The 20,597-nt window shown below is 24.8% G+C and carries 23 protein-coding genes; 17 read left to right on the plus strand and 6 right to left on the minus strand.

Features of this window, described 5'->3' with window-relative positions; translation table 11 throughout:
- The first annotated feature begins 170 nt into the window (after positions 1 to 170).
- From pncB to groL, 7 genes are all read left to right on the plus strand, one after another.
- On the plus strand, positions 171 to 1,343 hold the full coding sequence (pncB, locus tag H0H55_RS02130; protein ID WP_185861115.1) for a nicotinate phosphoribosyltransferase: 1,173 nt from the start codon (positions 171 to 173) through the stop codon (positions 1,341 to 1,343).
- A gap of 57 nt (positions 1,344 to 1,400) precedes the next feature.
- The gene (gene miaB, locus H0H55_RS02135; protein WP_185861116.1) at positions 1,401 to 2,765 is read left to right on the plus strand and encodes a tRNA (N6-isopentenyl adenosine(37)-C2)-methylthiotransferase MiaB; all 1,365 of its coding nucleotides are present in this window, start codon (positions 1,401 to 1,403) and stop codon (positions 2,763 to 2,765) included.
- A gap of 16 nt (positions 2,766 to 2,781) precedes the next feature.
- Positions 2,782 to 4,032: a sigma-54 interaction domain-containing protein gene (locus H0H55_RS02140; RefSeq protein ID WP_185861117.1), complete on the plus strand. Its 1,251-nt coding sequence runs from the start codon at positions 2,782 to 2,784 to the stop codon at positions 4,030 to 4,032.
- On the plus strand, positions 4,022 to 4,495 hold the full coding sequence (locus tag H0H55_RS02145; protein WP_185861118.1) for a hypothetical protein: 474 nt from the start codon (positions 4,022 to 4,024) through the stop codon (positions 4,493 to 4,495). The genes H0H55_RS02140 and H0H55_RS02145 overlap by 11 nt, the downstream gene beginning before the upstream one ends.
- Positions 4,496 to 4,571: 76 nt before the next feature.
- Positions 4,572 to 4,760: a preprotein translocase subunit SecG gene (gene secG, locus H0H55_RS02150; RefSeq protein WP_238784148.1), complete on the plus strand. Its 189-nt coding sequence runs from the start codon at positions 4,572 to 4,574 to the stop codon at positions 4,758 to 4,760.
- A 96-nt stretch (positions 4,761 to 4,856) separates the two neighbouring features.
- Positions 4,857 to 5,135, plus strand: a complete 279-nt coding sequence (locus tag H0H55_RS02155) for a co-chaperone GroES (RefSeq protein ID WP_185861120.1) — start codon at positions 4,857 to 4,859, stop codon at positions 5,133 to 5,135.
- Positions 5,136 to 5,183: 48 nt separating this feature from the next.
- Positions 5,184 to 6,827 carry a chaperonin GroEL gene (gene groL, locus H0H55_RS02160; protein ID WP_185861121.1) on the plus strand — a complete coding sequence of 548 codons (1,644 nt, stop codon included), beginning with the start codon at positions 5,184 to 5,186 and terminating at the stop codon, positions 6,825 to 6,827.
- Between the two features lie 57 nt (positions 6,828 to 6,884).
- Here groL and H0H55_RS02165 read toward each other — a convergent pair whose 3' ends face one another.
- The 3 genes from H0H55_RS02165 to H0H55_RS02175 form a co-directional block, all read right to left on the minus strand.
- The gene (locus H0H55_RS02165) at positions 6,885 to 7,364 is read right to left on the minus strand and encodes a KdsC family phosphatase (protein WP_394798759.1); all 480 of its coding nucleotides are present in this window, start codon (positions 7,362 to 7,364) and stop codon (positions 6,885 to 6,887) included.
- 127 nt (positions 7,365 to 7,491) lie between these two features.
- Positions 7,492 to 7,884: a DUF3276 family protein gene (locus tag H0H55_RS02170; protein WP_185861123.1), complete on the minus strand. Its 393-nt coding sequence runs from the start codon at positions 7,882 to 7,884 to the stop codon at positions 7,492 to 7,494.
- 81 nt (positions 7,885 to 7,965) lie between these two features.
- Positions 7,966 to 9,684, minus strand: coding sequence for an ABC transporter ATP-binding protein (locus H0H55_RS02175; RefSeq protein WP_185861124.1), 1,719 nt, complete (start codon positions 9,682 to 9,684; stop codon positions 7,966 to 7,968).
- Positions 9,685 to 9,790: 106 nt separating this feature from the next.
- Here H0H55_RS02175 and nusB point away from each other — a divergent pair, with 106 nt between their 5' ends.
- Genes nusB through H0H55_RS02195 form a run of 4 tightly spaced genes read left to right on the plus strand, consistent with a single transcriptional unit; the run spans position 9,791 to position 11,789 of the window.
- The gene (gene nusB / locus H0H55_RS02180; protein ID WP_185861125.1) at positions 9,791 to 10,720 is read left to right on the plus strand and encodes a transcription antitermination factor NusB; all 930 of its coding nucleotides are present in this window, start codon (positions 9,791 to 9,793) and stop codon (positions 10,718 to 10,720) included.
- A 20-nt stretch (positions 10,721 to 10,740) separates the two neighbouring features.
- Complete coding sequence (gene yajC / locus H0H55_RS02185; protein WP_185861126.1) at positions 10,741 to 11,064, plus strand: preprotein translocase subunit YajC; 324 nt, start codon at positions 10,741 to 10,743, stop codon at positions 11,062 to 11,064.
- Entirely contained in the window at positions 11,042 to 11,665 is a 624-nt protein-coding gene (gene coaE / locus H0H55_RS02190; RefSeq protein ID WP_185861127.1) for a dephospho-CoA kinase, read from the plus strand. Before yajC ends, coaE begins: the two co-directional genes overlap by 23 nt.
- Before the next feature lie 10 nt (positions 11,666 to 11,675).
- Entirely contained in the window at positions 11,676 to 11,789 is a 114-nt protein-coding gene (locus tag H0H55_RS02195; RefSeq protein WP_185861128.1) for a 30S ribosomal protein THX, read from the plus strand.
- 4 nt (positions 11,790 to 11,793) lie between these two features.
- Here H0H55_RS02195 and H0H55_RS02200 read toward each other — a convergent pair whose 3' ends face one another.
- Positions 11,794 to 12,492 carry a zinc metallopeptidase gene (locus tag H0H55_RS02200; protein WP_185861129.1) on the minus strand — a complete coding sequence of 233 codons (699 nt, stop codon included), beginning with the start codon at positions 12,490 to 12,492 and terminating at the stop codon, positions 11,794 to 11,796.
- A gap of 86 nt (positions 12,493 to 12,578) precedes the next feature.
- Here H0H55_RS02200 and H0H55_RS02205 point away from each other — a divergent pair, with 86 nt between their 5' ends.
- Complete coding sequence (locus H0H55_RS02205) at positions 12,579 to 13,868, plus strand: NAD(P)/FAD-dependent oxidoreductase (protein ID WP_185861130.1); 1,290 nt, start codon at positions 12,579 to 12,581, stop codon at positions 13,866 to 13,868.
- Here H0H55_RS02205 and H0H55_RS02210 read toward each other — a convergent pair.
- Together H0H55_RS02210 and H0H55_RS02215 are read right to left on the minus strand one after the other, a co-directional pair.
- Entirely contained in the window at positions 13,861 to 14,913 is a 1,053-nt protein-coding gene (locus tag H0H55_RS02210; protein WP_185861131.1) for a chorismate-binding protein, read from the minus strand. The two genes, H0H55_RS02205 and H0H55_RS02210, sit on opposite strands and share 8 nt — an antisense overlap.
- A 2-nt stretch (positions 14,914 to 14,915) precedes the next feature.
- Entirely contained in the window at positions 14,916 to 15,353 is a 438-nt protein-coding gene (locus H0H55_RS02215; RefSeq protein WP_185861132.1) for a PaaI family thioesterase, read from the minus strand.
- An 80-nt stretch (positions 15,354 to 15,433) separates the two neighbouring features.
- Here H0H55_RS02215 and H0H55_RS02220 point away from each other — a divergent pair, with 80 nt between their 5' ends.
- The 5 genes from H0H55_RS02220 to H0H55_RS02240 all read left to right on the plus strand — a co-directional run bounded on the left by H0H55_RS02220 (position 15,434) and on the right by H0H55_RS02240 (position 20,596).
- On the plus strand, positions 15,434 to 15,970 hold the full coding sequence (locus H0H55_RS02220; RefSeq protein ID WP_185861133.1) for an isopentenyl-diphosphate Delta-isomerase: 537 nt from the start codon (positions 15,434 to 15,436) through the stop codon (positions 15,968 to 15,970).
- The gene (locus H0H55_RS02225) at positions 15,967 to 16,380 is read left to right on the plus strand and encodes a 6-pyruvoyl trahydropterin synthase family protein (protein ID WP_185861134.1); all 414 of its coding nucleotides are present in this window, start codon (positions 15,967 to 15,969) and stop codon (positions 16,378 to 16,380) included. The genes H0H55_RS02220 and H0H55_RS02225 overlap by 4 nt, the downstream gene beginning before the upstream one ends.
- Complete coding sequence (gene gcvT, locus H0H55_RS02230; RefSeq protein ID WP_185861135.1) at positions 16,364 to 17,482, plus strand: glycine cleavage system aminomethyltransferase GcvT; 1,119 nt, start codon at positions 16,364 to 16,366, stop codon at positions 17,480 to 17,482. Before H0H55_RS02225 ends, gcvT begins: the two co-directional genes overlap by 17 nt.
- 146 nt (positions 17,483 to 17,628) lie before the next feature.
- Entirely contained in the window at positions 17,629 to 18,882 is a 1,254-nt protein-coding gene (locus tag H0H55_RS02235) for an MATE family efflux transporter (RefSeq protein WP_238784184.1), read from the plus strand.
- Between the two features lie 97 nt (positions 18,883 to 18,979).
- A complete protein-coding gene (locus H0H55_RS02240) occupies positions 18,980 to 20,596 on the plus strand; it encodes a DEAD/DEAH box helicase (RefSeq protein ID WP_185861136.1) in 1,617 nt (538 codons plus the stop codon).
- Position 20,597: the final 1 nt, after the last annotated feature.

The raw sequence follows: 20,597 nt of genomic DNA on the forward strand, positions 1-20,597 counted from the left end.
ATTGTTTTAATTAAAAGCAAATTTAGAAAAATATTTTTTCTAAATAAAGAAAAATATACTACTTAATCTAAAAGAAGTTGAAATAATCATGCATTTTATTATTAAAAAATTGAAAATTTTTTATATTAATCTGGAAAGTTTTTTTAAAAATTATAAAGAATATCTTACCAATGAATAATTTTTCTATTGTTTCATCATTATTAGACAATGATTTTTATAAATTCACAATGCAAAATGCTGTAATTAAACTATTTCCACTAGCAAAAGCTAAATATGAATTTATAAATAGAGGAAAACACACTTTTCCTAAAAATTTTGCTAAAATTCTTCAAGAAAATTTAAACAAAATGGCTCTTTTAAAACTTTCAAAAGAGGAAAGAATTTATTTAGAACAATATTGTCCCTATCTAGATTCCTCCTATCTAGATTTTTTAAATAAATATCAATACAACCCAAAAGAAGTAAATATTTTTCAAGAAGGTAAAAATATACAAATGTACATAGAAGGATTATGGAGCAGAACTATATTATGGGAAGTACCTTTAATGGCTATCATATCTGAATTATATTATAAATTAACAGGAGCTCAAAATATATCGGAAAAGAAAATTCAAAGTATAACAAAAGAAAAATTAAAAAAGTATAAAAAATTGCAAGTTAAAATTGGAGAATATGGAACAAGAAGAAGATTTTCTTATAGAATACATAAATTGGTATTGGAAATTTTAAAAAAAGAAGGAAAACCTTTCTTTATAGGAAGCAGTAATGTTCATCTATCTCATGTTTTTTCAATAAAACCAATAGGAACTCAAGGACATGAATGGATTATGTTTCATGCAGCAAAATATGGATTTAATATAGCTGATCGTATAGCTATGGAAAATTGGTTAACCATTTACAATGGTAATTTAGGAGTAGCTTTATCTGATACATACACTTCTTCTATCTTTTTTAAAAATTTTAATAAAAAACTTTCAAGTATTTTTAAAGGAGTCAGACATGATAGTGGAGATCCGATTTATTTTACTAAGGAAACTATAAAACATTATAAAAAATTGAAAATAAATCCCATAAGAAAAAAAATTATATTTTCAGATAATCTAAATCCATATAAAGTTTCTTATATTTCTTCTTTTTGTAAAAATAAGATAAATGCTTGTTTTGGAATAGGAAGCAATTTTACGAACGATGTAGGTTTCCCTAAAATGAATATTGTAATAAAAATGGTAAAAGCTTTTACAAAAAAAAAATGGATATCAGTAGTAAAACTTTCTAATGTCCAAGAAAAATCTACAGGAAAAAAAAATATGATTTTTTTAGCAAAAAAAATACTTCGTATATAAATTCGTATGTATTTATGTCATAATGACATTATGTTTTTTTTTATAAAAATATGTATTATGAAAAAAAAAAGTTTTTATATTGAGAATTATGGTTGTCAAATGAACATATCAGATAGTCATGTTATTGTTTCAATTTTATTAAAAAATGGTTTTATTTTATCTGAATTTAATAAAGCAAACATAATATTACTAAATGCTTGTTCTATTCGAGAAAAAGCAGAATTAACTATAAAGAAAAGATTGGAACAACTCAAATTTATCAAAAAAAAGAGAAAAATTTGGATTGGAATTATAGGATGTTTTTCAAGAAAAATTAAAAATTCTTTTTTACAAGAAAAAAAAGTTGATTTTTTTGTTAATCCAGATTCTTATAAAGAAATCCATAATTTTATTGATTATTCTGTAATGGGAAAACATTATTTTTATAATGCGAAAAAAGATGAAACTTATGCAGATGTCAGTTTGGTAAAAACATTACAAATATTACATAATAATAAAAAAATAACAACTTTTTTAAGTATAACAAGAGGTTGTAACAATATGTGTACATTTTGTATCGTCCCTTTTACTAGAGGAAGAGAAAGAAGTAGTGATCCATATTCTATAATAGAGGAATGTAAACGTTTATATCAAAATGGATACAAAGAAATAACTCTTTTAGGACAGAATGTTGATTCTTATTTGTGGACAGAAAAAAAAATGATTCAAAACCAAAAAAATGAAAATATTAATGTTGTAGATTTTTCAAAACTTTTAGATCTTTTAGCGAAAGAAATTCCTTCTATGAGAATAAGGTTTTCTACATCTAATCCTCACGATATGTCTAATCAAGTATTAGAAGTGATTTCTAAACATGAAAATATTTGTAAACACATTCATTTGCCTGTTCAATCTGGAAGCAATAAAATATTAAAATTAATGAATAGAAAATATACACGAGAAAAATATCTTTCTTTAGTCAAAAGAATTAAAAATATAATACCTGAATGTTCTATATCTCATGATATTATGACTGGATTTTGTAATGAAAATGAAGAAGATCACCAAAAAACTATAAGTTTAATGAATGAGATAAAATATAATTATGGATATATGTTTTCTTATTCTCCTAGACCTGGAACTTATGCATATAGAAAATTAAAAGATAATGTTCCTGTAAATACAAAAAAAAGACGACTAAAAGAAATTATTGATTTGCAAACCCAACACTCTTTTGATCGAATGCAAGAACATTTGGGAAATGTAGAAGAAGTTTTAATAGAAGGAGAATCAAAAAGAGATAGTCAACATTGGTATGGAAAAAATACACAAAATCTAACTGTAGTTTTTCCTAAAAAATCCTCAATAAATATAGGAGATTTAGCTCATGTAGAAATAGTAGATGCTACATCTGCAACTTTAATAGGAAAATATTGCAAATGATGTAAAAAATAAAAACATGGAATCCGTTTCTATCCAAAATATAAAAAAAAAATTTGGAATCATTGGATATGATTATACTTTATATAGAGCCTTAGAAAAGGCAATACAAGTAGCACCTACTGATATTTCTGTATTAGTTCTTGGAGAAAGCGGAGTAGGAAAAGAATTTATTCCAAAAATTATACATCAATATTCTTCTAGAAAACATCATACTTACATTGCAGTTAATTGTGGAGCTATTCCAGAAGGAACAATTGACAGTGAACTTTTTGGACACGAAAAAGGATCTTTTACAGGAGCAACGAGCATGCGAAAAGGTTATTTTGAAGGAGCAAATGGAGGAACTATTTTTTTAGATGAAGTAGGAGAACTACCTTTAACCACACAAGTTCGTCTTCTGAGAATATTAGAATCAGGAGAATTTATTAAAGTAGGATCCTCTAAAATCCAAAAAACAAACATACGTATTGTTGCAGCTACTAATTTAAATATGACAGAATCAATACAAAAAGGAAAGTTTAGAGAAGATTTATATTATCGTTTAAATACAGTACAAATTAATGTTCCTCCTTTACGTTTTCGTAAAAACGATATTAAATTTTTATTTAAAAAATTTTCCAATGACTTTGCAGAAAAATATCATATGCCTCCAGTAACACTTAATGAAGAGTCTTTGAAATATTTGGAAAACTATTCTTGGCCTGGTAATATCAGACAATTAAGAAATCTTACAGAACAAATTTCTGTGGTAGAAACTAAACGTGAAATCTCTGTAGATAAATTAAAAGAATATATTCCAGAAAATATTCCATCTGTATCTTTTTCTAATCATGACAATGAAGTTATACAAACATCTTTTCATGAAAGAGAAAGAGATTTTCTTTATAAAATTTTATTTGACATGAAAAAAAATTTGAATAATTTAAAAGATATTACTTTTCAATTGATTAAAAATAATTCTAATACTAGATTTATAGAAGAGAATCAACAACTTATGAAAAAAGTATTTGGAAAAATGATTCATAATAGAGATAATTCAATTTTTCAATTAGAAGATTCTTCTAAATCTGAAGAAGATTTAGATTATGAAGAAGTTGAAGAGGATTTATCTAAAAATGAGTTATCTTCTTTTTCTTTAGAAGAGAGAGAAATAAAATTTATTCAAAAAGCTTTAAAAAAAAATAATGGAAAGAGAAGAAAAGCAGCAAAAGAATTGGGTATTTCGGAAAGAACATTATATAGAAAAATTAAACAATATGGCTTATAAAAATTTTATCTTTATTTTCATATTATTTTTAACTAGTTGTTATCATTCTTCTTTTTTAGATATAAAAAAAACAATAGAAATAGGAACTTTTTCAGAAGTAGTTAATATTCCTCAAAGATCCATTTCTTTTGATTTTAAAAGAAGTGTTGAAGATTATATTATGAAACATAATCCTTCCAATTTAGTTTTAAGAAATGGTGATTCTGTTTTAGAAGGGGTGTTTCTTAATTATGCAATCATTCCAATGGAAAATTATCCATTAAAAAAAATTAAGGTTACAGCAAGAATATCTTATAAAGATCAATATGAACCAGAAAAAAATTGGGAAGAAAATTTTGTTGTTTCTGAAGAATTTTATAAAAATAAAAAAAATCTTTTTCCGAAAGAAACTATTGATAAAATCATAGAAAAATTAACAATCAAAGTATATAATAAAATATTTGATTCTAATAACAATTGGTAATATTTTGGTAATATTAATGAAAAATACGTCTATGATCATGTTGAGCTTATTTATTGTTATAATATGTTTTTTACTTATGTTGGTAATTCTAATACAAAATCCAAAAAGAGAAAGTATCCATCAATCTTTTATGGAAAAAAATTTCAGATTTTTTGGAATTAAAAGAACAAATACATTTTTGGAAAATGTGACTTGGTTTTTATCTATTATGATATTTCTTTTGACTCTATTTTTTAATTTTTTATTAAAATTGAATATGTCATAATGACATTTAATATGATTTCAATATGAAATTTTCTTCATTTGGCATGTTTTTGGCTCTAAACGATTAGAATCGTTAACCTTTAAAATTATTTATAATATGGTGGAAGTAAAGATTAAACCTTTAGCAGATCGCGTTCTTGTGCAACCTGATCCTGCTGAAACCAAAACTGCTTCAGGTATCATTATTCCTGATACGGCAAAAGAAAAACCACAAAAAGGGATTATAATAGCAGTAGGAAGGGGAAAAAAAGATGAACCTATGAGTCTAAAAGAAGGAGATCGAGTTTTGTACGGTAAATATTCTGGAACAGAATTAAAATGGGAAGGTAAAGAATATCTTATTATGCGAGAATCTGATGTTATAGCTATTATATGATTCATATAACTTTATTAAAAAGGTAAATTCATTAAAAATTTAAAAATTATGGCAAAAGATATTAAATTCGATATTGAAGCAAGAGATAAATTAAAAAAAGGAGTGGATGCATTGGCTAATGCAGTTAAAGTGACTTTGGGACCAAAAGGTCGTAATGTTGTGTTACAAAAATCTTTCGGAGGACCTCAAGTCACTAAAGATGGAGTTACTGTTGCTAAAGAAATTGAATTGGAGGATTCTATAGAGAATCTTGGAGCTCAGATGGTTAAAGAAGTTGCTTCCAAAACTAATGATGTAGCAGGAGATGGAACTACAACTGCAACTGTATTAGCTCAAGCTATTGTCAGAGAAGGATTAAAAAATGTAGCAGCTGGAGCTAATCCTATGGATTTAAAAAGAGGAATAGATAAAGCTTTAGAAGTAGTTATCATAGATCTTAAAAGACAATCTAGAGAAGTGGGAGGAAACACAGAAAAAATCAAACAAGTAGCTTCTATTTCTGCAAATAATGATGAAAAAACAGGTGCTTTGATTGCTGATGCTTTTGAGAAAGTAGGAAAAGAAGGAGTTATTACAGTGGAAGAAGCAAAAGGAACAGACACATCTGTAGATGTAGTGGAAGGAATGCAATTTGATAGAGGTTATCAATCTCCTTATTTCGTTACAAATACTGAAAAAATGATAACAGAATTCGATCAACCTCAAATTTTGTTATCTGACAAAAAAATAGCAGCAATGAAAGATTTGTTGCCTATATTAGAACCTGTAGCACAATCCGGAAAACCTTTATTAATTATATCAGAAGAAGTGGAAGGAGAAGCATTAGCTACATTAGTAGTCAATAAAATTAGAGGAACTTTAAAAGTAGCAGCCATTAAGGCTCCTGGTTTTGGGGACAGAAGAAAAGCTATGTTGGAAGATATTGCTATATTAACAGGAGGAACTGTAATTTCAGAAGAAACAGGGAGCAAGTTAGAAGACGTCAAATTACACATGTTAGGAAAAGCAGAAAGAGTTATTATAGATAAAGATAACACTACTATTGTAAATGGAGGTGGAAGTAAAAAAGATATAAGAGCACGTGTTGATCAAATTAAAGCTCAAATTGAATCTACTACATCAGATTATGATAAGGAAAAATTACAAGAACGTCTTGCAAAATTAGCTGGGGGAGTAGCTGTATTATATGTTGGAGCAGCTTCTGAAGTAGAAATGAAAGAAAAAAAAGATCGTGTTGATGATGCCTTAAATGCTACTAGAGCTGCAGTAGAAGAAGGAATTGTGGCTGGAGGAGGTGTAGCTTTAGTTCGTGCTATTAAATCTTTAGAAAATAAAAAAGGAGATAATGTAGATCAAGATACTGGAATACAAATAGTTAGAAGATCACTCGAGGAACCTTTACGTCAAATTGTGGCTAATGCAGGAGGGGAAGGATCTGTTGTTGTAGCTAAAGTAGCAGAAGGAAAAGGTGATTTTGGGTATGATGCAAAAATTGGTGAGTATAAAAATATGATAGTAGCAGGTATTATAGACCCAACTAAAGTAGCTAGAGTTGCATTAGAAAACGCTGCATCTGTTTCAGGAATGCTATTAACTACTGAATGTGTTGTAACAGAAATAAAAAAAGAGGAACCTAATGTTGCACCTCCAATGCCAGGAGCTGGAGGAGGAGGAATGGGTGGAATGATGTGATGTAAAAATAAAAAAATAGTGTCTTGTAAAAGGACACTATTTTTTTTTAAAATATAATCAAAACCAATTTTTCTGAATTTTCAAAGTTTGTTCAATGACATCTCTAACACATCCTCTCCCTCCTTTCTTAGGAGAAACATATTTGGATATATCTTTAACTTCTTGAACCGCATCTATAGGAGAACAAGGCAAAGCAACTGATTTCATAATTTCGATATCAGGAATATCGTCCCCCATATAAAGAATTTTCTTTTTAGTAATATTTAAAATATTACAATATTTATCTAAATACTTTTTTTTATCATCTACTCCTTGATAAATATAACGAATATTCAATCTTCTCAAACGTTTAAAAACCATTAGATCAGATCCTCTTGTTATAATGCATAAATTATATCCTTTTTTTTTTGCTAATTGTATAGCATAACCATCTTTAGCAAACATTTGACGGACCATATTTCCATCCGGAAACAGATTTAAAGTACAATTAGTCAATACTCCATCCACATCAAATATGAAAGTATTAATATCATTCATTATACTTATATAATTTTTCATATATTCCATTAAACATAATAAAAACGATCGTTGTTTTGAAAACAAGAAAAACAACTTCACATTCACAAAAGAAAATTAAACAACATACAAATCTCTAATATATTTATTAAATATCCTCAAAATTAATATTTGTGAAATTTTTCATTTCTGATGCCTTTTTATGACCCTCTTTAATTTCTTGATTGTATGTAGTATGATTTTTAAAATCTTTTTGATGACGTTCTGAAATAACTTCTCTACCTTTTTCATTAATAATAAATCGAATCATATCATCAAGTATACTCTGGAATTTTGAAAAGTCTTCTTTATACAAATATATTTTATGCTTTTTATAAGTTATTTCTCCTGTTTCAGAAAAATTTTTTTTACTTTCAGTTATAGTCAAATAATAATCACCAGCTCTTGTTTCTCTTGCATCAAAAAAATAAGTTCGACTACCAGTTTTTAGAGTTCGTGAACAAATTTCATTTCTCTCTTTGATATTTTCTTTTTCTTCCATTTCAAAAAATATTATAATCCTAATTAAGCAAATCTAAACAAAAAAAATGGTCCGTACTATATAATTATTCGAAATAAATTTTCACAAAAAAAATTTTTTATTTTCTATTCTTGATATTTTTCCATTTTTTAAAACAATAAATAAATCAAAATCAGAAATATAAGAAGTATCATGAGTTATAATAATAATAGTACTATACTTCATTTTTTTCTTAATATAATGAATAATCAATTTTCTAGTTTTTTGGTCTATAGAAGAAAAACTATCATCAAATATAATAATTTTTGGATTTCTTATTATAGCTCTAGCTATACATATTCTTTGTTTTTGTCCTCCAGATAAAGTAATTCCTCTTTCTCCTATGACAGTTTCATATCCATTTTTAAAATTGAAAATTTCATTTTCTATCATAGCTATTCTAGCAGCATCATATACTTTACACGGAGCTACTTTATTGACACTTCCCAAAGCTATATTATTATAAATAGAATCTGAAAAAAGAAAAGATTCTTGAGGAACATAACCAATATGATTCCTAAAATCATATAAATTATGATTTTTTAAAGATAAATTATCTACTAATATATCTCCTTGAGATGGGTCATATAAACGAGAAATTAATCTTCCTATGGTCGTTTTCCCTGATCCTGTTTCTCCTGTTAAAATTAAAGTTTTTCCTTTCATTAAAGTAAAGGATATTTTACTAACTATATGATTTTGATCATTTATTTTGTCGTAATAAAAACTTACATTTTTAAATTGAATCTCTCCAAAAATTTTTGTTTTTATCAAATTATTATTTGATATTTCAGGTTTTTCTTTTAAAAATTCGTTAATACGAACCTGTGAAACTTTAGCTCTTTCTACAATAGAAACAACCCATCCTAATATAATAAAAGGAAAAATCAAAATATTTATATATGTGAAAAATTCGGCAATAGTTCCAATTTCTTTTATTTCTCCATCAAAGTATTTTTTTCCTCCAAAGAAAAGAATCAACAAATGACAAGTTCCTATAAAAAATGTAATAATAGAAGATAATATAGTATCAATTTTCGCTAATTCTATATTTTTTTTTTGATATTTTAATATAATTTTCCTATGTTTTTCTTGAAAAAAAGATTCGGATACAAATGATTTGATGATGTGAATTCCTGAAAAAGTTTCTTGTATAAAGGAACAAATAAAAGATTGAAAATTTTGAACTTCTTCGCTTTTATTAGTAATATAAATACTAATATAATAAATAGAAATAAAAAGAATAGGAATAGGTAATATGACATAAAAAGTTAATATTTTATTAATGCGAAACATTTGCATAAATACCATGACAAAAAGAACAAAAAGATTTAAAAAATACATCATTCCAGGACCTATATATTGTCTGATAAAAGAAACATCTTCTGTCAGACGATTCATTAAATCCCCTGTAGAATTTTTTTTATAAAAAGATAAACTCAGTTTTTGATAATGTGAAAAAATTTCATTTTTTATATCAAATTCTATCATCCTAGATGTAGTAATTATACATTGTCGCATGTGATATTTAACAAATCCACCTATAATTGGAATTATTAATATAATACTGGTACAAATGCAAATATCTTTTTTTAAAGAAAAAGAATCTGATGCATTTGAAAAATTCGTAAATAGATCTTTTATAGTATTAACAGACTTTCCTATATATGGAATAGGAAATAAAGTTAGAAAATTTGATATTAATATTAATAAAAATCCTATACATAAACGTAATTTGTATTTTTGGCAATATCGTTTACTAAACGAAAATAAATCACTCATATAACATGCAAAAATACAAACTTTTTAAGTTTGATTTTTATTTATATAATTATACATACTATAAAAATTTTATTGTGCATAAAATCAACATTATTATAATAAAAAAATGTCAATAAGACGTCTCTTTAGAATAAGAAGTTTACAATTTTTATATGCTCAACATTTATCTAAAATGGATTCAAATAAAGTTGAAGAAAAAATGCTTCAAAATATTGAATTGTTGCATCATTTATATATTTTTCTTCTTTATTTAATTTTAAAAATTAGAGAAAATGTTTTGGAGAAAAATTTTTATTATCAAACAGAAATCACTCAAAAATTTGCATATAATTCAGTGATAAAAATATTATCCAAAAACAAATATTTAATAAAAGAATATCACTATACAAAAAATTCTGAAAAAATATTATGGAATCAACAAGATGAATATATCTTTATATTATTAAAAGAAATGCAAAAAAAATCAAATTTTTTCAAAAAAGATTTCAGACAATCCTCTTCTTCTTTTGAAGGAGAAAAAATGTTTCTAATTAACTATTATAAAAGTTTTGTAATTCCAAATAAAAAATTAATAGAATATATAGAAGATTTATATTATATTAATGGAGAAGAGGATTTATATTTAGCTCATAATATGGTATGTAAAACCTTACAATTTATCAATTATTCTACACCTAAAAATTTTAAATTATATAACATTTATAAAAATAACGATAATAAAAAATTTATTATTGATTTGTATAGAAACACTATTTTTCATAGAGAAGAATTTAATGATTTAATTAAAGAGACATCAGATAATTGGGATATAAAAAGAATAGCAATCATAGACTTGATTATATTGCAAATGGCTATTTGTGAATTTTTATATTTTCCGAATATTCCTCCTAAAGCAACTATGAATGAATACATAGAAATTACAAAAATTTTTTGTATGGATAAAAGTAAAGTTTTTATTAATGGAATATTAGATCAAATATTTAAATTCTTATATAAAAAGAATAAAATATTCAAAATAGGAAAAGGACTTATGTAAACCTATATAAAAATATTATTATGTTTTTTTCATTACAACAAAATTCTATAGCAAACACTATTTTGATGTTTGTGCTAATTTTTATTATATTTTATTTTTTTATGATACGTCCTCAAATAAAGAAACAAAAAATTGAAAAAAAATTTCAGGAAAATTTAAAAAAAGGAAATCATATAGTAACAAATTCAGGAATACATGGAAAAATTATAGATGTTACAGATCATTTTCTTGTATTGGAAACTCTTTCAGGAAAAATAAAAATTGAAAAAAATACAATATCAAAAGAATTAACTCAATTACGTTACAGTAATAATAATGATCATGATCAAAAAAGTAAAGTATAAAAAATTAACATTAGTAGGTGTAACGGGAAAAATGGGATGTGGGAAAAGTTTATTTTCTTCTTTTCTAAGAAAAAAAGGAATACCTATTTACTGTTCAGATCAAAGAGGAAAAATATTAATGAATCAAATAGAAATTATAAAAAAAAATATCATAAAATATTTTGGAAAAAAATCTTATAAAAAAAATAAAATAAATAAATTTTATTTATCTGAAACTGTATTTCAAAATCCTACTGCATTAAAATTGCTATGCAAAATTGTTCATCCATGGATATCACTTGATTTCAAACAATGGATATCATCTGTACAAAAAAAAAAAATTATGTGTGCAATAAAGGAATCTGCCATACTATTTGAAAGTGGAAGTTACAAAAAATGTAATTTCATTATAACTATAATTTCATCTGAAGAAAATATGATCAATAGAGTAATTAAAAGAGATAATTTGAATGAAAATCAAATTATAGATCGTTTAAAAAATCAAATATCTAATAAAAAAAGAGAAAAAGCATCTAATTTCATAATTCAAAATGATTTATCCACATATCACTTTCAAGAAGAAGCAAATAGAACATATGAATTACTAAAAAAATTTTTATAAATCATACTATATGGGAAAAGGAGATAAAAAAACTCGGAGAGGAAAAATAATAAATAAAACATACGGAAATCTTCGTCCAAATCCTAGAAATACCAAAAAAAAGAAGAAAAAAATAAAGAATTAAAGAATTAAAGATTTTCCTCTTTTTTCTCTGTAAAAAGAGACAAAAAATATATTAATTGAGACAAACTTCCTAAAGCAGAAATAACGTAAGTCATAGCTGCTAAATTCAATGATTCTTTTGCTTTATGATATTCTTGATAGTTAACTACATTCTTATTTTTTAACCAAACTAAAGCTCTATTACTTGCATCAAATTCTATAGGTAATGTAAGAACAGAAAATATCACTACTAAAAAAAACAATCCTATTCCTAATTTTAGGATGAAAGAATCTTTTCCTCCTGAACTGTAAAAAATAGTTAATCCAGCCATTATCGATAGATTGATAAACTTAGAAGTAAAATTTAAAATAGGGATTAAATGATTCCGTAATTTTAATAAATTATAACCTAATCTATGTTGTAAAGCATGACCACATTCATGTGCTGCTATTGCAACTGAAGCGGCAGTACTCTCATTATAAACTTTTTCACTTAAATTAATGGTTTGATTGATAGGATTATAATGATCAGTTAATTCTCCTTCTACAGAAAGAACATGAACATCTGAAATTCCATGATCCATTAACATTTTTTCTGCTATTTCTTTTCCACTCATACGTGAGTGTATGTAAATCTTGGAATAAGATATATACTTATTTCTTAACATTGTATTAACAACAACGCTTAATAAAAAGGTAGTTCCCACAATAAAATAATAAGTCATAAAAATCTATTTTTAAACAAAATTATTAATTTATAAATTAAAATGAAAATATATATAAATTAGCTTATTATGTCAAATTTTTGACTATGAATATACCAAAAGTAAACAACTTAAAAAGAGTCATAATCATTGGAGCTGGATTTGCTGGATTACAGGTGGCGAAAAAATTGAGAAGAGATAAATTTCAAGTGGTACTTATAGACCAAAATAATTATCACACTTTTCAACCTTTGTTATATCAAGTAGCTACAGCAGGTTTAGAACCAGATTCTATAGCACATTCTATCAGAAATATAATTAAAGAAACAAAAAACTTTTTTTTTAGACTAGCTTTTGTTCATTATATAAGTACAAAAGAGCAAAAAATATATACAAATGTAGGTAATTTATCCTATGATTATTTAATTTTAGCAACAGGATCTATTACCAATTATTTTGGAAATAAGAATATAGAATCATTTGCGTTACCTATGAAATCTATTCCAGAAGCTTTAAATTTAAGAAGTCTCATTTTACAAGATTTTGAATCCGCTTTATTAACAAAAAATGATAAAGAAAAGAAAAGATTGATGACTTTTGTTATTGTTGGAGGAGGACCTACTGGAGTGGAATTAGCTGGTGCTTTAGCAGAAATGAAAAGATATGTGTTACCATATGATTATCCTGATTTAGATATTCAACATATGAATATTCACTTATTACAAGCTACATCTAGATTATTAGATGGGATGTCTCAAAAATCAGCTAAACAAGCTTATGATAATTTAAAAGAATTAGGCGTTATTATTTGGTTAAATTGTCTAGTTAAAGATTATAATGGAGAAATAGTTTCTATGGAAAAAAATAAAAAAATAGAATCTTCCAATGTAATATGGGCTGCAGGAGTTAAAGGTGCTATTATAAAGGGTTTTTCAGAAGAAGATATAGAAGGAAGTAGAATTTTAGTGAACGATTATCTTAGAACTATAAGATATAAAAATATTTTTGCAATAGGAGATGTTTCTTACATGAATTCCAATAAACATTATCCTAATGGATATCCTATGACAGCTCAACCTGCTATACAACAAGGAAATTATCTAGCTAAAAATTTAAATTGTGTTTTATGTGAAAATAAAAATATTAAACCTTTTGTCTATAAAAATTTAGGATCAATGGCTACTATTGGTAGAAATAAAGCAGTATGTGATTTTCCTTATTTGAAATTAAAAGGTTTTTTAGCTTGGATTGTTTGGATGTTTATTCATTTAGTTAGTTTAGTTGGTTTTAGAAATCGAGTAATTGCTTTAACCAATTGGATTATTCAATATTTTCATTATCACAAAAGTGTACGTTTAATTATAAGGCCATTTCATAGAAAGAAAAAAATTATTTAAAAATGAGTTGAGAAAGAATATTTTTTATTTTATTTTCTGTTTCTATACATTCTTGATGGACATTACTATCCACAGTGATTCCACTGCCCGCATACAAAGTCATTTCTTTTTTATCCTCTTTTATTCTTACACATCTTAAATTTATATACAATTCCATATTAGTTTTATCAACTATTCCAAAATATCCTGTGTAAAAATTTCTTTTGTGTTCTTCATTCTTATGAATAAAATCTAATGATTGATCTTTTGGATATCCACATACAGAAGGAGTTGGATGTAAACGATTTAATATTTCATTATAATCAGGAATCTCATCAAAAAAAAAATAAATTGAAGTTTCTAAATGTTTTAAATGACCGATTTTCTTGATCTTAGTATTCTTTATGCGAATAGACCCTTTATAAGATTTTAACATATTCAAAATATATTTTATAACAATTTTATGTTCTGCTATTTCTTTATTTGTCCACTTGCTGGTCTCTTTCCAAAGAGTTCCTGCTAAAACTGAAATTTTTAATTGTTTATTATGACATTTCATTAATAATTCTGGAGAACATCCAATCCAAAACCCATGTTTAAAATCATACCAAAGACTAATTAAAGCATTTGGATAAGTATAAATTAATTTTACAAACGTATTTTTAAAATCAAAATTCTGAAAAGGAATTTTGATAGATCTAGATAAAACAACTTTTTTAAAAAATCCTTTTTTGATATTTTCAATAGCTTTTTTTATCAGTTTTTTATATCTATAAGAATATGTCAATAATGATGAATTTTTTTCCCAAAAAGAAGGAAAAATTTTACCTTTATATTTTTGTATATTTGTACTATAAATTTTTTTTGGTTGTATTTTTATGGTATGATTGTTATTAAAATTTTTAATTAAAAAAAATTTTTTTGTTTCATCTTTTATGGAATTGTAATGAAGGTAAAAAAAGATTTTTTTTTCGTTAGGCTTCCTAAAGAGAACAAAACTATTTTTATTGTAATAACTTTTTATGATTTTTTTGTATAAAGAGAAAATATTAATTTCTTTTGACATAATTAATTTTTAATAATTATGATATTAGTTAGTTTACAAAAACTAATGATATTTTTTTTTTCGTTATAAATATGAATTTGAATAAAATGTAAAGTATTTCCTTTGTGAAAAATTTGAGCTTTGGCAAATAAAATACCTTTTCTTATAGATTGAACATGATTTGCAGAAATTTCAATGCTAAAAATTTTAAAATTTTTTTTTCTTTCGTTTTTAATGTTGATAAAGGAAACAGAACTTCCGACACTTTCAGCTAAAGTCATAACAGCTCCTCCATGAAGATATCCAAAAGGTTGAAATATTTTTTGGTTTATGGGCATTTTTGCTATTAATATATTTAATTGAGGAGATAAAAAAACAAATTGAATTCTCATCATGTTCATCAATGTGTTTTTTTTTAAATTATTTAATTCATTTAGTAATTCTTGAATTTCTTTTTTCATAAATTAAAAAACAAACAACACAAATTTACATTATATTATCTTATCTATATCAAAATCAATACAAAAATTAGTTCATATTTATGAAAAGGGAAAAGTATTATGAAGATCTTATTCCTTTAGTAGGAAAGAAAAATGAAATTATAGGATTTGAAAAAAAAGAAAAAATTCATGCAGAAGGATTATTGCATAGTGCTGTTTCCGTTTTTATTTTTAATTTTGAAAATAATTTAATGTTACAAAAAAGATCTTCAATAAAATATCATTCTTCTTTACTTTGGACTAATACCTGTTGTAGTCATCCTAGAAAAAATGAATCTGTTTTAAAAGCAGCACATCGTTGTTTGATAGAAGAAATGGGTTTTGATTGTTTCTTAGAAAAAAAATTTAGCTTTACTTATCATGGATTTTTAAGTAATGGTTTAATAGAAAATGAATTAGATCATGTATTTGTCGGATATTATGAAAAATCTCCAATTATAAATTTCAAAGAAGTAGATAATTGGAAATGGATTTCATTAAATGAATTAATTAAGAATATTCATATTTATCCAAACTCTTACACGATTTGGTTAAAAATTATTGTTAGAGATTATTTAAATCAATTAAAACGAATATGATAGCTACTATAAATAGAAAAGGATATTTTAGTGCGGCTCATAGACTTTACAACAGTCATTGGGACTATAAAAAAAATATTGATATATTTGGAAAATGTGCTCATTTAAACTATCATGGACATAATTATAAATACATTGTAAGTCTAACAGGAGAAATAGATCCTGAAACAGGATTCGTTTTCAATTTGCAAAAATTGAAATATATTCTTTCTGATGAAATAGAAAAACTTTTTGATCATAAAAATATTAATTTAGATATTAAAGAATTTTCATCTATTAATCCCACTATAGAAAACATTGTTATTTTTATGTGGAAAAAAATAAAAAAAAGGATATCTTCTAATTTAGATCTAAAAATGACTTTGTACGAAACGAAAAATAATTTTGTTGAATATGACGGTAACCAATAAAAGTTTTATTAAAAAAACAATTTTATATAATAATCATATTTGTTTAGGTGCTAAAATGGTAAATTATTCTGGATTTTACATGCCTCTTCAATATAATTCTTCTTTAGCTGAACATATGTCTGTGAGAAACAGTGCTGGTATTTTTGATGTCAGTCATATGGGAAAATTTATTTTAAAAGGAAAAAATTCTGAAAAATTAATTCAATATCTAACTACAAATGATTTATCTACAGTAAAAATAGGACAAGCTCAATATACTTGTTTCATTAATAATATAGGTGGAATTATTGATGATTTAGTTATTTATAAAATTTCATATCATGAATTTTTGCTGATAGTTAATGCTTCCAATATTGAAAAAAATAAAAAATGGATTAATGATCATATAAAAAAATATAAATATGATGATTTAAAATTGATAGACACATCTCTAGAATATTCTCTTTTAGCTATTCAAGGCCCATTATCTTTATTTTATGCCCAAAAATTAACAGATATTTTTTTAGATAAAATTTCTTTTTATCATTTTCAAATTGGTAAATTTTCAGGAATAAAAGATGTATTAATTTCTCGTACAGGATATACAGGATCTAAAGGAATAGAAATTTATGTTTCTAATAAAAATGCTGAAAAAATATGGAATGATATTTTAAAAATGGACAAAGATCAAATACTTCCTTGTGGAATAGCAAGTAGAAATTCTTTGAGATTAGAAATGGGATACCGTTTATATGGACAAGATATTTTCGAAACAATAACTCCTATAGAAGCTCATTTATCATGGATAGTAAAATTCAATAAAGAATTCATAGCAAAAAAAATATTACAGAAACAAAAAAAAGAAGGAACATATCAGAAATTTATATCCTTTGTTATCGAAGATAAAAACAAAATTCCTAGAAAAGGATACTTATTTATAGATGAAAATAATATTAATATTGGTCATGTAACTTCTGGTGTTTATTCTCCAGTTTTAAAAAAAGGGATTGGATTAGGATATTTAATAAATCACAATAAAAGAAATTCTGTATTTATTCTTATAAGAAAGAAAAAAATCCCTATTCAAATTGTAAAATTGCCTTTTATAAAAGTATCAAACTGAATTTATTAATTTTAAAAAAATTATATCTTCTTTTTAAGGAAAAAAGCATAATATATTTAAAACATATTAAAGAAAATTTTTTATTAGCCGTTCCTGTTTTTTTTACTCAACTGGGAGTAATATGTATAGGCCTATCTGATAATATGATGGTTGGAATTTTAGGGAAACAAGCTTTAGCTTCAGTATCATTAGCTAATGCTGTTTTTTTTATTATGATCATTTTTGGATTAGGAATATCCATTGCTATTTCTTCTTTAATTGCATCTACGGATGCAAGACAAGAATACAAAAAAGGAGCTATTATTTTTCATCATGGATTAATTTTAAACTTGATTTTATCCGTATTAATGTATGGATTAACATATATATTTTGTTACATTTTTCCTTATTTAGGGCAACCTAAAGAAATATTAAATGAAACTATTTCTTTTTTGAGAATCGTTTCAATCTCTTTCATTCCTTGGATGATATTCGAAGTTTTTCGAAAATTTTCAGAAGGATTATCCTTAGTATTTCCTGGTCTTATTATAACTTGGATCTCTGCATTGATTAATATTATATTAAATTATGTTTTTATAAAGGGAGTTTTTATCGTTCCTAAATTAGGCATTATTGGAGTTGCTTATGCAACTTTAATATCTCGTATAATTATGCTTATAGGTATTTTTATTTTATTGTATAAGTATAAAAAAGTACATAATTATTATAATGAATTAAAATGTTTTTTTTTCAAAAAAAAATATATAAAAAAAATATTACAAATAGGAATTCCTTCTGGATTACATATGTTATTTGAAGTTAGTGCTTTCGCTATTTCTTCTTTTATATCAGGAAAATGCGGAATTAAAGTCTTAGCTGCACATCAAATAGTTATTAGTTTAGTTTCTTCTACCTTTCTTTTAAGCACAGGTTTTTCTGTAGCTGCTACAATTAGAATAGGAAACCAATTAGCGTTAAAAAATTATTTAGAATTAAAAATAATAGGAAGATCTATTTTTTTTATGGGTATTATTTTCATGTTAATTTGTAGTTTTTTCTTTTTTTTATTTAAAAGTTACATTCCTTATATCTATATTCAAAATGATGAAGAGGTTATTAAACTTGCAGAGAAAATGATTGTTGTTGCTAGTTTTTTTCAATTATCTGATGGATTGCAAGGAATTATTCTTGGAGCCTTAAGAGGATTACAAGATGTTCATATTCCTATGTGGATTAGTTTTTTTTCTTATTGGATTATTGCTATACCATCAGCATGGTTCTTGTCTATTACTATCAAAATGGGAGGTGTAGGCATATGGATTGGATTAGGTTTAGGATTAACTATATCAGCTCTGTTACTTTTTATAAGATACAAAACTATAATCGAAAAAATTATAAAAAAAAATACAATAAGTGCTTAATATTCAATTAAATAATTATACGATGTTCTAGTTCATATTAAATATCTATATTTGTTATAAAACATATGAACTCTAATAGTATTTTTACCATTTGTTTATGAAAAACAAAACATTTAAAGAATACAATTTTTTTAACGAAAATATAATTAAAGCTATAGAAGATATTGGATTTAAATATCCCACTCCAATACAAGAAAAAGTTATTCCTTTTTTATTATCTTCAGGAGAAGATATTATAGCATTAGCTCAAACTGGAACAGGAAAAACGGCGGCTTTTGGACTTCCAATTATTCAAAAAATAGATTTTCAATCTATTCTTCCTCAAGCTTTAATTTTATGTCCAACAAGAGAATTATGTATACAAATTACACGAGATCTTTTTCGTTTTTCAAAATTTTCGTCATTTATAAAAATTGTTTCTTTATATGGAGGAGCTAATATCAACACTCAAATAAAATATTTGAAAAGTAAAACTCATATTATAGTAGGAACTCCGGGAAGAATTATTGATTTAATTAAAAGAAAAAAATTATGTTTTAACAAAATTAAATATTTAGTCCTTGATGAAGCAGATGAAATGTTGAATATGGGATTCAAAGATGAATTAGATTATATTATAGAAAAATTACCAAAGAAAAAACAAAGTTTATTGTTTTCGGCAACAATGTCAAGATATATGAATGTGATAGCCCATAAATATTTAAAAAATCCTGTAGAAATTGTAATAGGAAAAAAAAATATAGGTTCTAATGATGTAAAACATGTTTATTATGTCATAGAAAACTTGAATAAAAAATATTTAGCTTTAAAAAGAATTGTTGATATAAATCCTGATATTTATGGAATTATATTTTGTAGCACAAAAAAAGAAACTAAAGAAATAGCTGAAATCTTAATAAAAGATAGTTATAACGCTGATGCTTTACATGGAGATCTTTCACAAACACAACGTGAATCTGTTATGAATAGATTTAGAAATAAAAATTTACAATTTCTTGTTGCTACAGATGTAGCCGCTCGTGGATTAGATGTAAATAATATAACACATGTTATTAATTATAGTATTCCAAAAGAAAGTGAAATCTATGTTCATAGAAGCGGACGAACTGGAAGAGCTGGAAATACAGGGATTTCTGTTTGTATAATTCAAACTAAAGAAATTCGAAATTTAAGAGAATTTGAAAAAAAAATTGGAAAAAATTTTAATCGTCTCATGCTTCCTACTGGAGAAGAAATATGCGAAAAACAATTATTCTATTTTATAGAGAAAGTAAAAAAAGTAGTTGTAGATGATAAACTAATGACGAAATTTCTTCCTGAAATACAAAAAAATCTAGAATTTTTAGATAAAAAAGAATTAATTAAACGTTTCTATTGGATTGAATTTAATCATTTTATAAATTATTACAAAAACTCAAAAGATTTAAATCCTATTCCTATTTCCAATAAAGATAATCATCATTATAAGAAAAAAAAATCTTTTTCAAAACTTTTTCTAAATATAGGTTCTAAAGATAATTTAACGAAATTAGGTTTGATTAATTTAATCAATCAAGCAGTGAAGAACTCACGTCGTATCAACATCGGTCATATAGAAATTTTATCAAATTCTTCATTATTTGAAGTGGAGAAACGTTATAGAAATAAAATATTAATGGGTATGAGTCGAATAAATCATTTAGGAAGACCTTTTTCTATAGAAATTAAAAACTAAA

The sequence above is a fragment of the Blattabacterium cuenoti genome, assembly GCF_014251795.1.
GTDB lineage: Bacteria > Bacteroidota > Bacteroidia > Flavobacteriales > Blattabacteriaceae > Blattabacterium > Blattabacterium cuenoti_AB.

Bases quoted from the DNA above. Each gene is read 5' to 3' on its own strand.
- pncB (WP_185861115.1), top strand. From the start codon at position 171: ATGAATAATTTTTCTATTGTTTCATCATTATTAGACAATGATTTTTAT.
- miaB (WP_185861116.1), top strand. From the start codon at position 1,401: ATGAAAAAAAAAAGTTTTTATATTGAGAATTATGGTTGTCAAATGAAC.
- H0H55_RS02140 (WP_185861117.1), top strand. From the start codon at position 2,782: ATGGAATCCGTTTCTATCCAAAATATAAAAAAAAAATTTGGAATCATT.
- H0H55_RS02145 (WP_185861118.1), top strand. From the start codon at position 4,022: ATGGCTTATAAAAATTTTATCTTTATTTTCATATTATTTTTAACTAGT.
- secG (WP_238784148.1), top strand. From the start codon at position 4,572: ATGTTGGTAATTCTAATACAAAATCCAAAAAGAGAAAGTATCCATCAA.
- H0H55_RS02155 (WP_185861120.1), top strand. From the start codon at position 4,857: ATGGTGGAAGTAAAGATTAAACCTTTAGCAGATCGCGTTCTTGTGCAA.
- groL (WP_185861121.1), top strand. From the start codon at position 5,184: ATGGCAAAAGATATTAAATTCGATATTGAAGCAAGAGATAAATTAAAA.
- H0H55_RS02165 (WP_394798759.1), bottom strand. From the start codon at position 7,364: ATGAATGATATTAATACTTTCATATTTGATGTGGATGGAGTATTGACT.
- H0H55_RS02170 (WP_185861123.1), bottom strand. From the start codon at position 7,884: ATGGAAGAAAAAGAAAATATCAAAGAGAGAAATGAAATTTGTTCACGA.
- H0H55_RS02175 (WP_185861124.1), bottom strand. From the start codon at position 9,684: ATGAGTGATTTATTTTCGTTTAGTAAACGATATTGCCAAAAATACAAA.
- nusB (WP_185861125.1), top strand. From the start codon at position 9,791: ATGTCAATAAGACGTCTCTTTAGAATAAGAAGTTTACAATTTTTATAT.
- yajC (WP_185861126.1), top strand. From the start codon at position 10,741: ATGTTTTTTTCATTACAACAAAATTCTATAGCAAACACTATTTTGATG.
- coaE (WP_185861127.1), top strand. From the start codon at position 11,042: ATGATCAAAAAAGTAAAGTATAAAAAATTAACATTAGTAGGTGTAACG.
- H0H55_RS02195 (WP_185861128.1), top strand. From the start codon at position 11,676: ATGGGAAAAGGAGATAAAAAAACTCGGAGAGGAAAAATAATAAATAAA.
- H0H55_RS02200 (WP_185861129.1), bottom strand. From the start codon at position 12,492: ATGACTTATTATTTTATTGTGGGAACTACCTTTTTATTAAGCGTTGTT.
- H0H55_RS02205 (WP_185861130.1), top strand. From the start codon at position 12,579: ATGAATATACCAAAAGTAAACAACTTAAAAAGAGTCATAATCATTGGA.
- H0H55_RS02210 (WP_185861131.1), bottom strand. From the start codon at position 14,913: ATGTCAAAAGAAATTAATATTTTCTCTTTATACAAAAAAATCATAAAA.
- H0H55_RS02215 (WP_185861132.1), bottom strand. From the start codon at position 15,353: ATGAAAAAAGAAATTCAAGAATTACTAAATGAATTAAATAATTTAAAA.
- H0H55_RS02220 (WP_185861133.1), top strand. From the start codon at position 15,434: ATGAAAAGGGAAAAGTATTATGAAGATCTTATTCCTTTAGTAGGAAAG.
- H0H55_RS02225 (WP_185861134.1), top strand. From the start codon at position 15,967: ATGATAGCTACTATAAATAGAAAAGGATATTTTAGTGCGGCTCATAGA.
- gcvT (WP_185861135.1), top strand. From the start codon at position 16,364: ATGACGGTAACCAATAAAAGTTTTATTAAAAAAACAATTTTATATAAT.
- H0H55_RS02235 (WP_238784184.1), top strand. From the start codon at position 17,629: ATGGTTGGAATTTTAGGGAAACAAGCTTTAGCTTCAGTATCATTAGCT.
- H0H55_RS02240 (WP_185861136.1), top strand. From the start codon at position 18,980: ATGAAAAACAAAACATTTAAAGAATACAATTTTTTTAACGAAAATATA.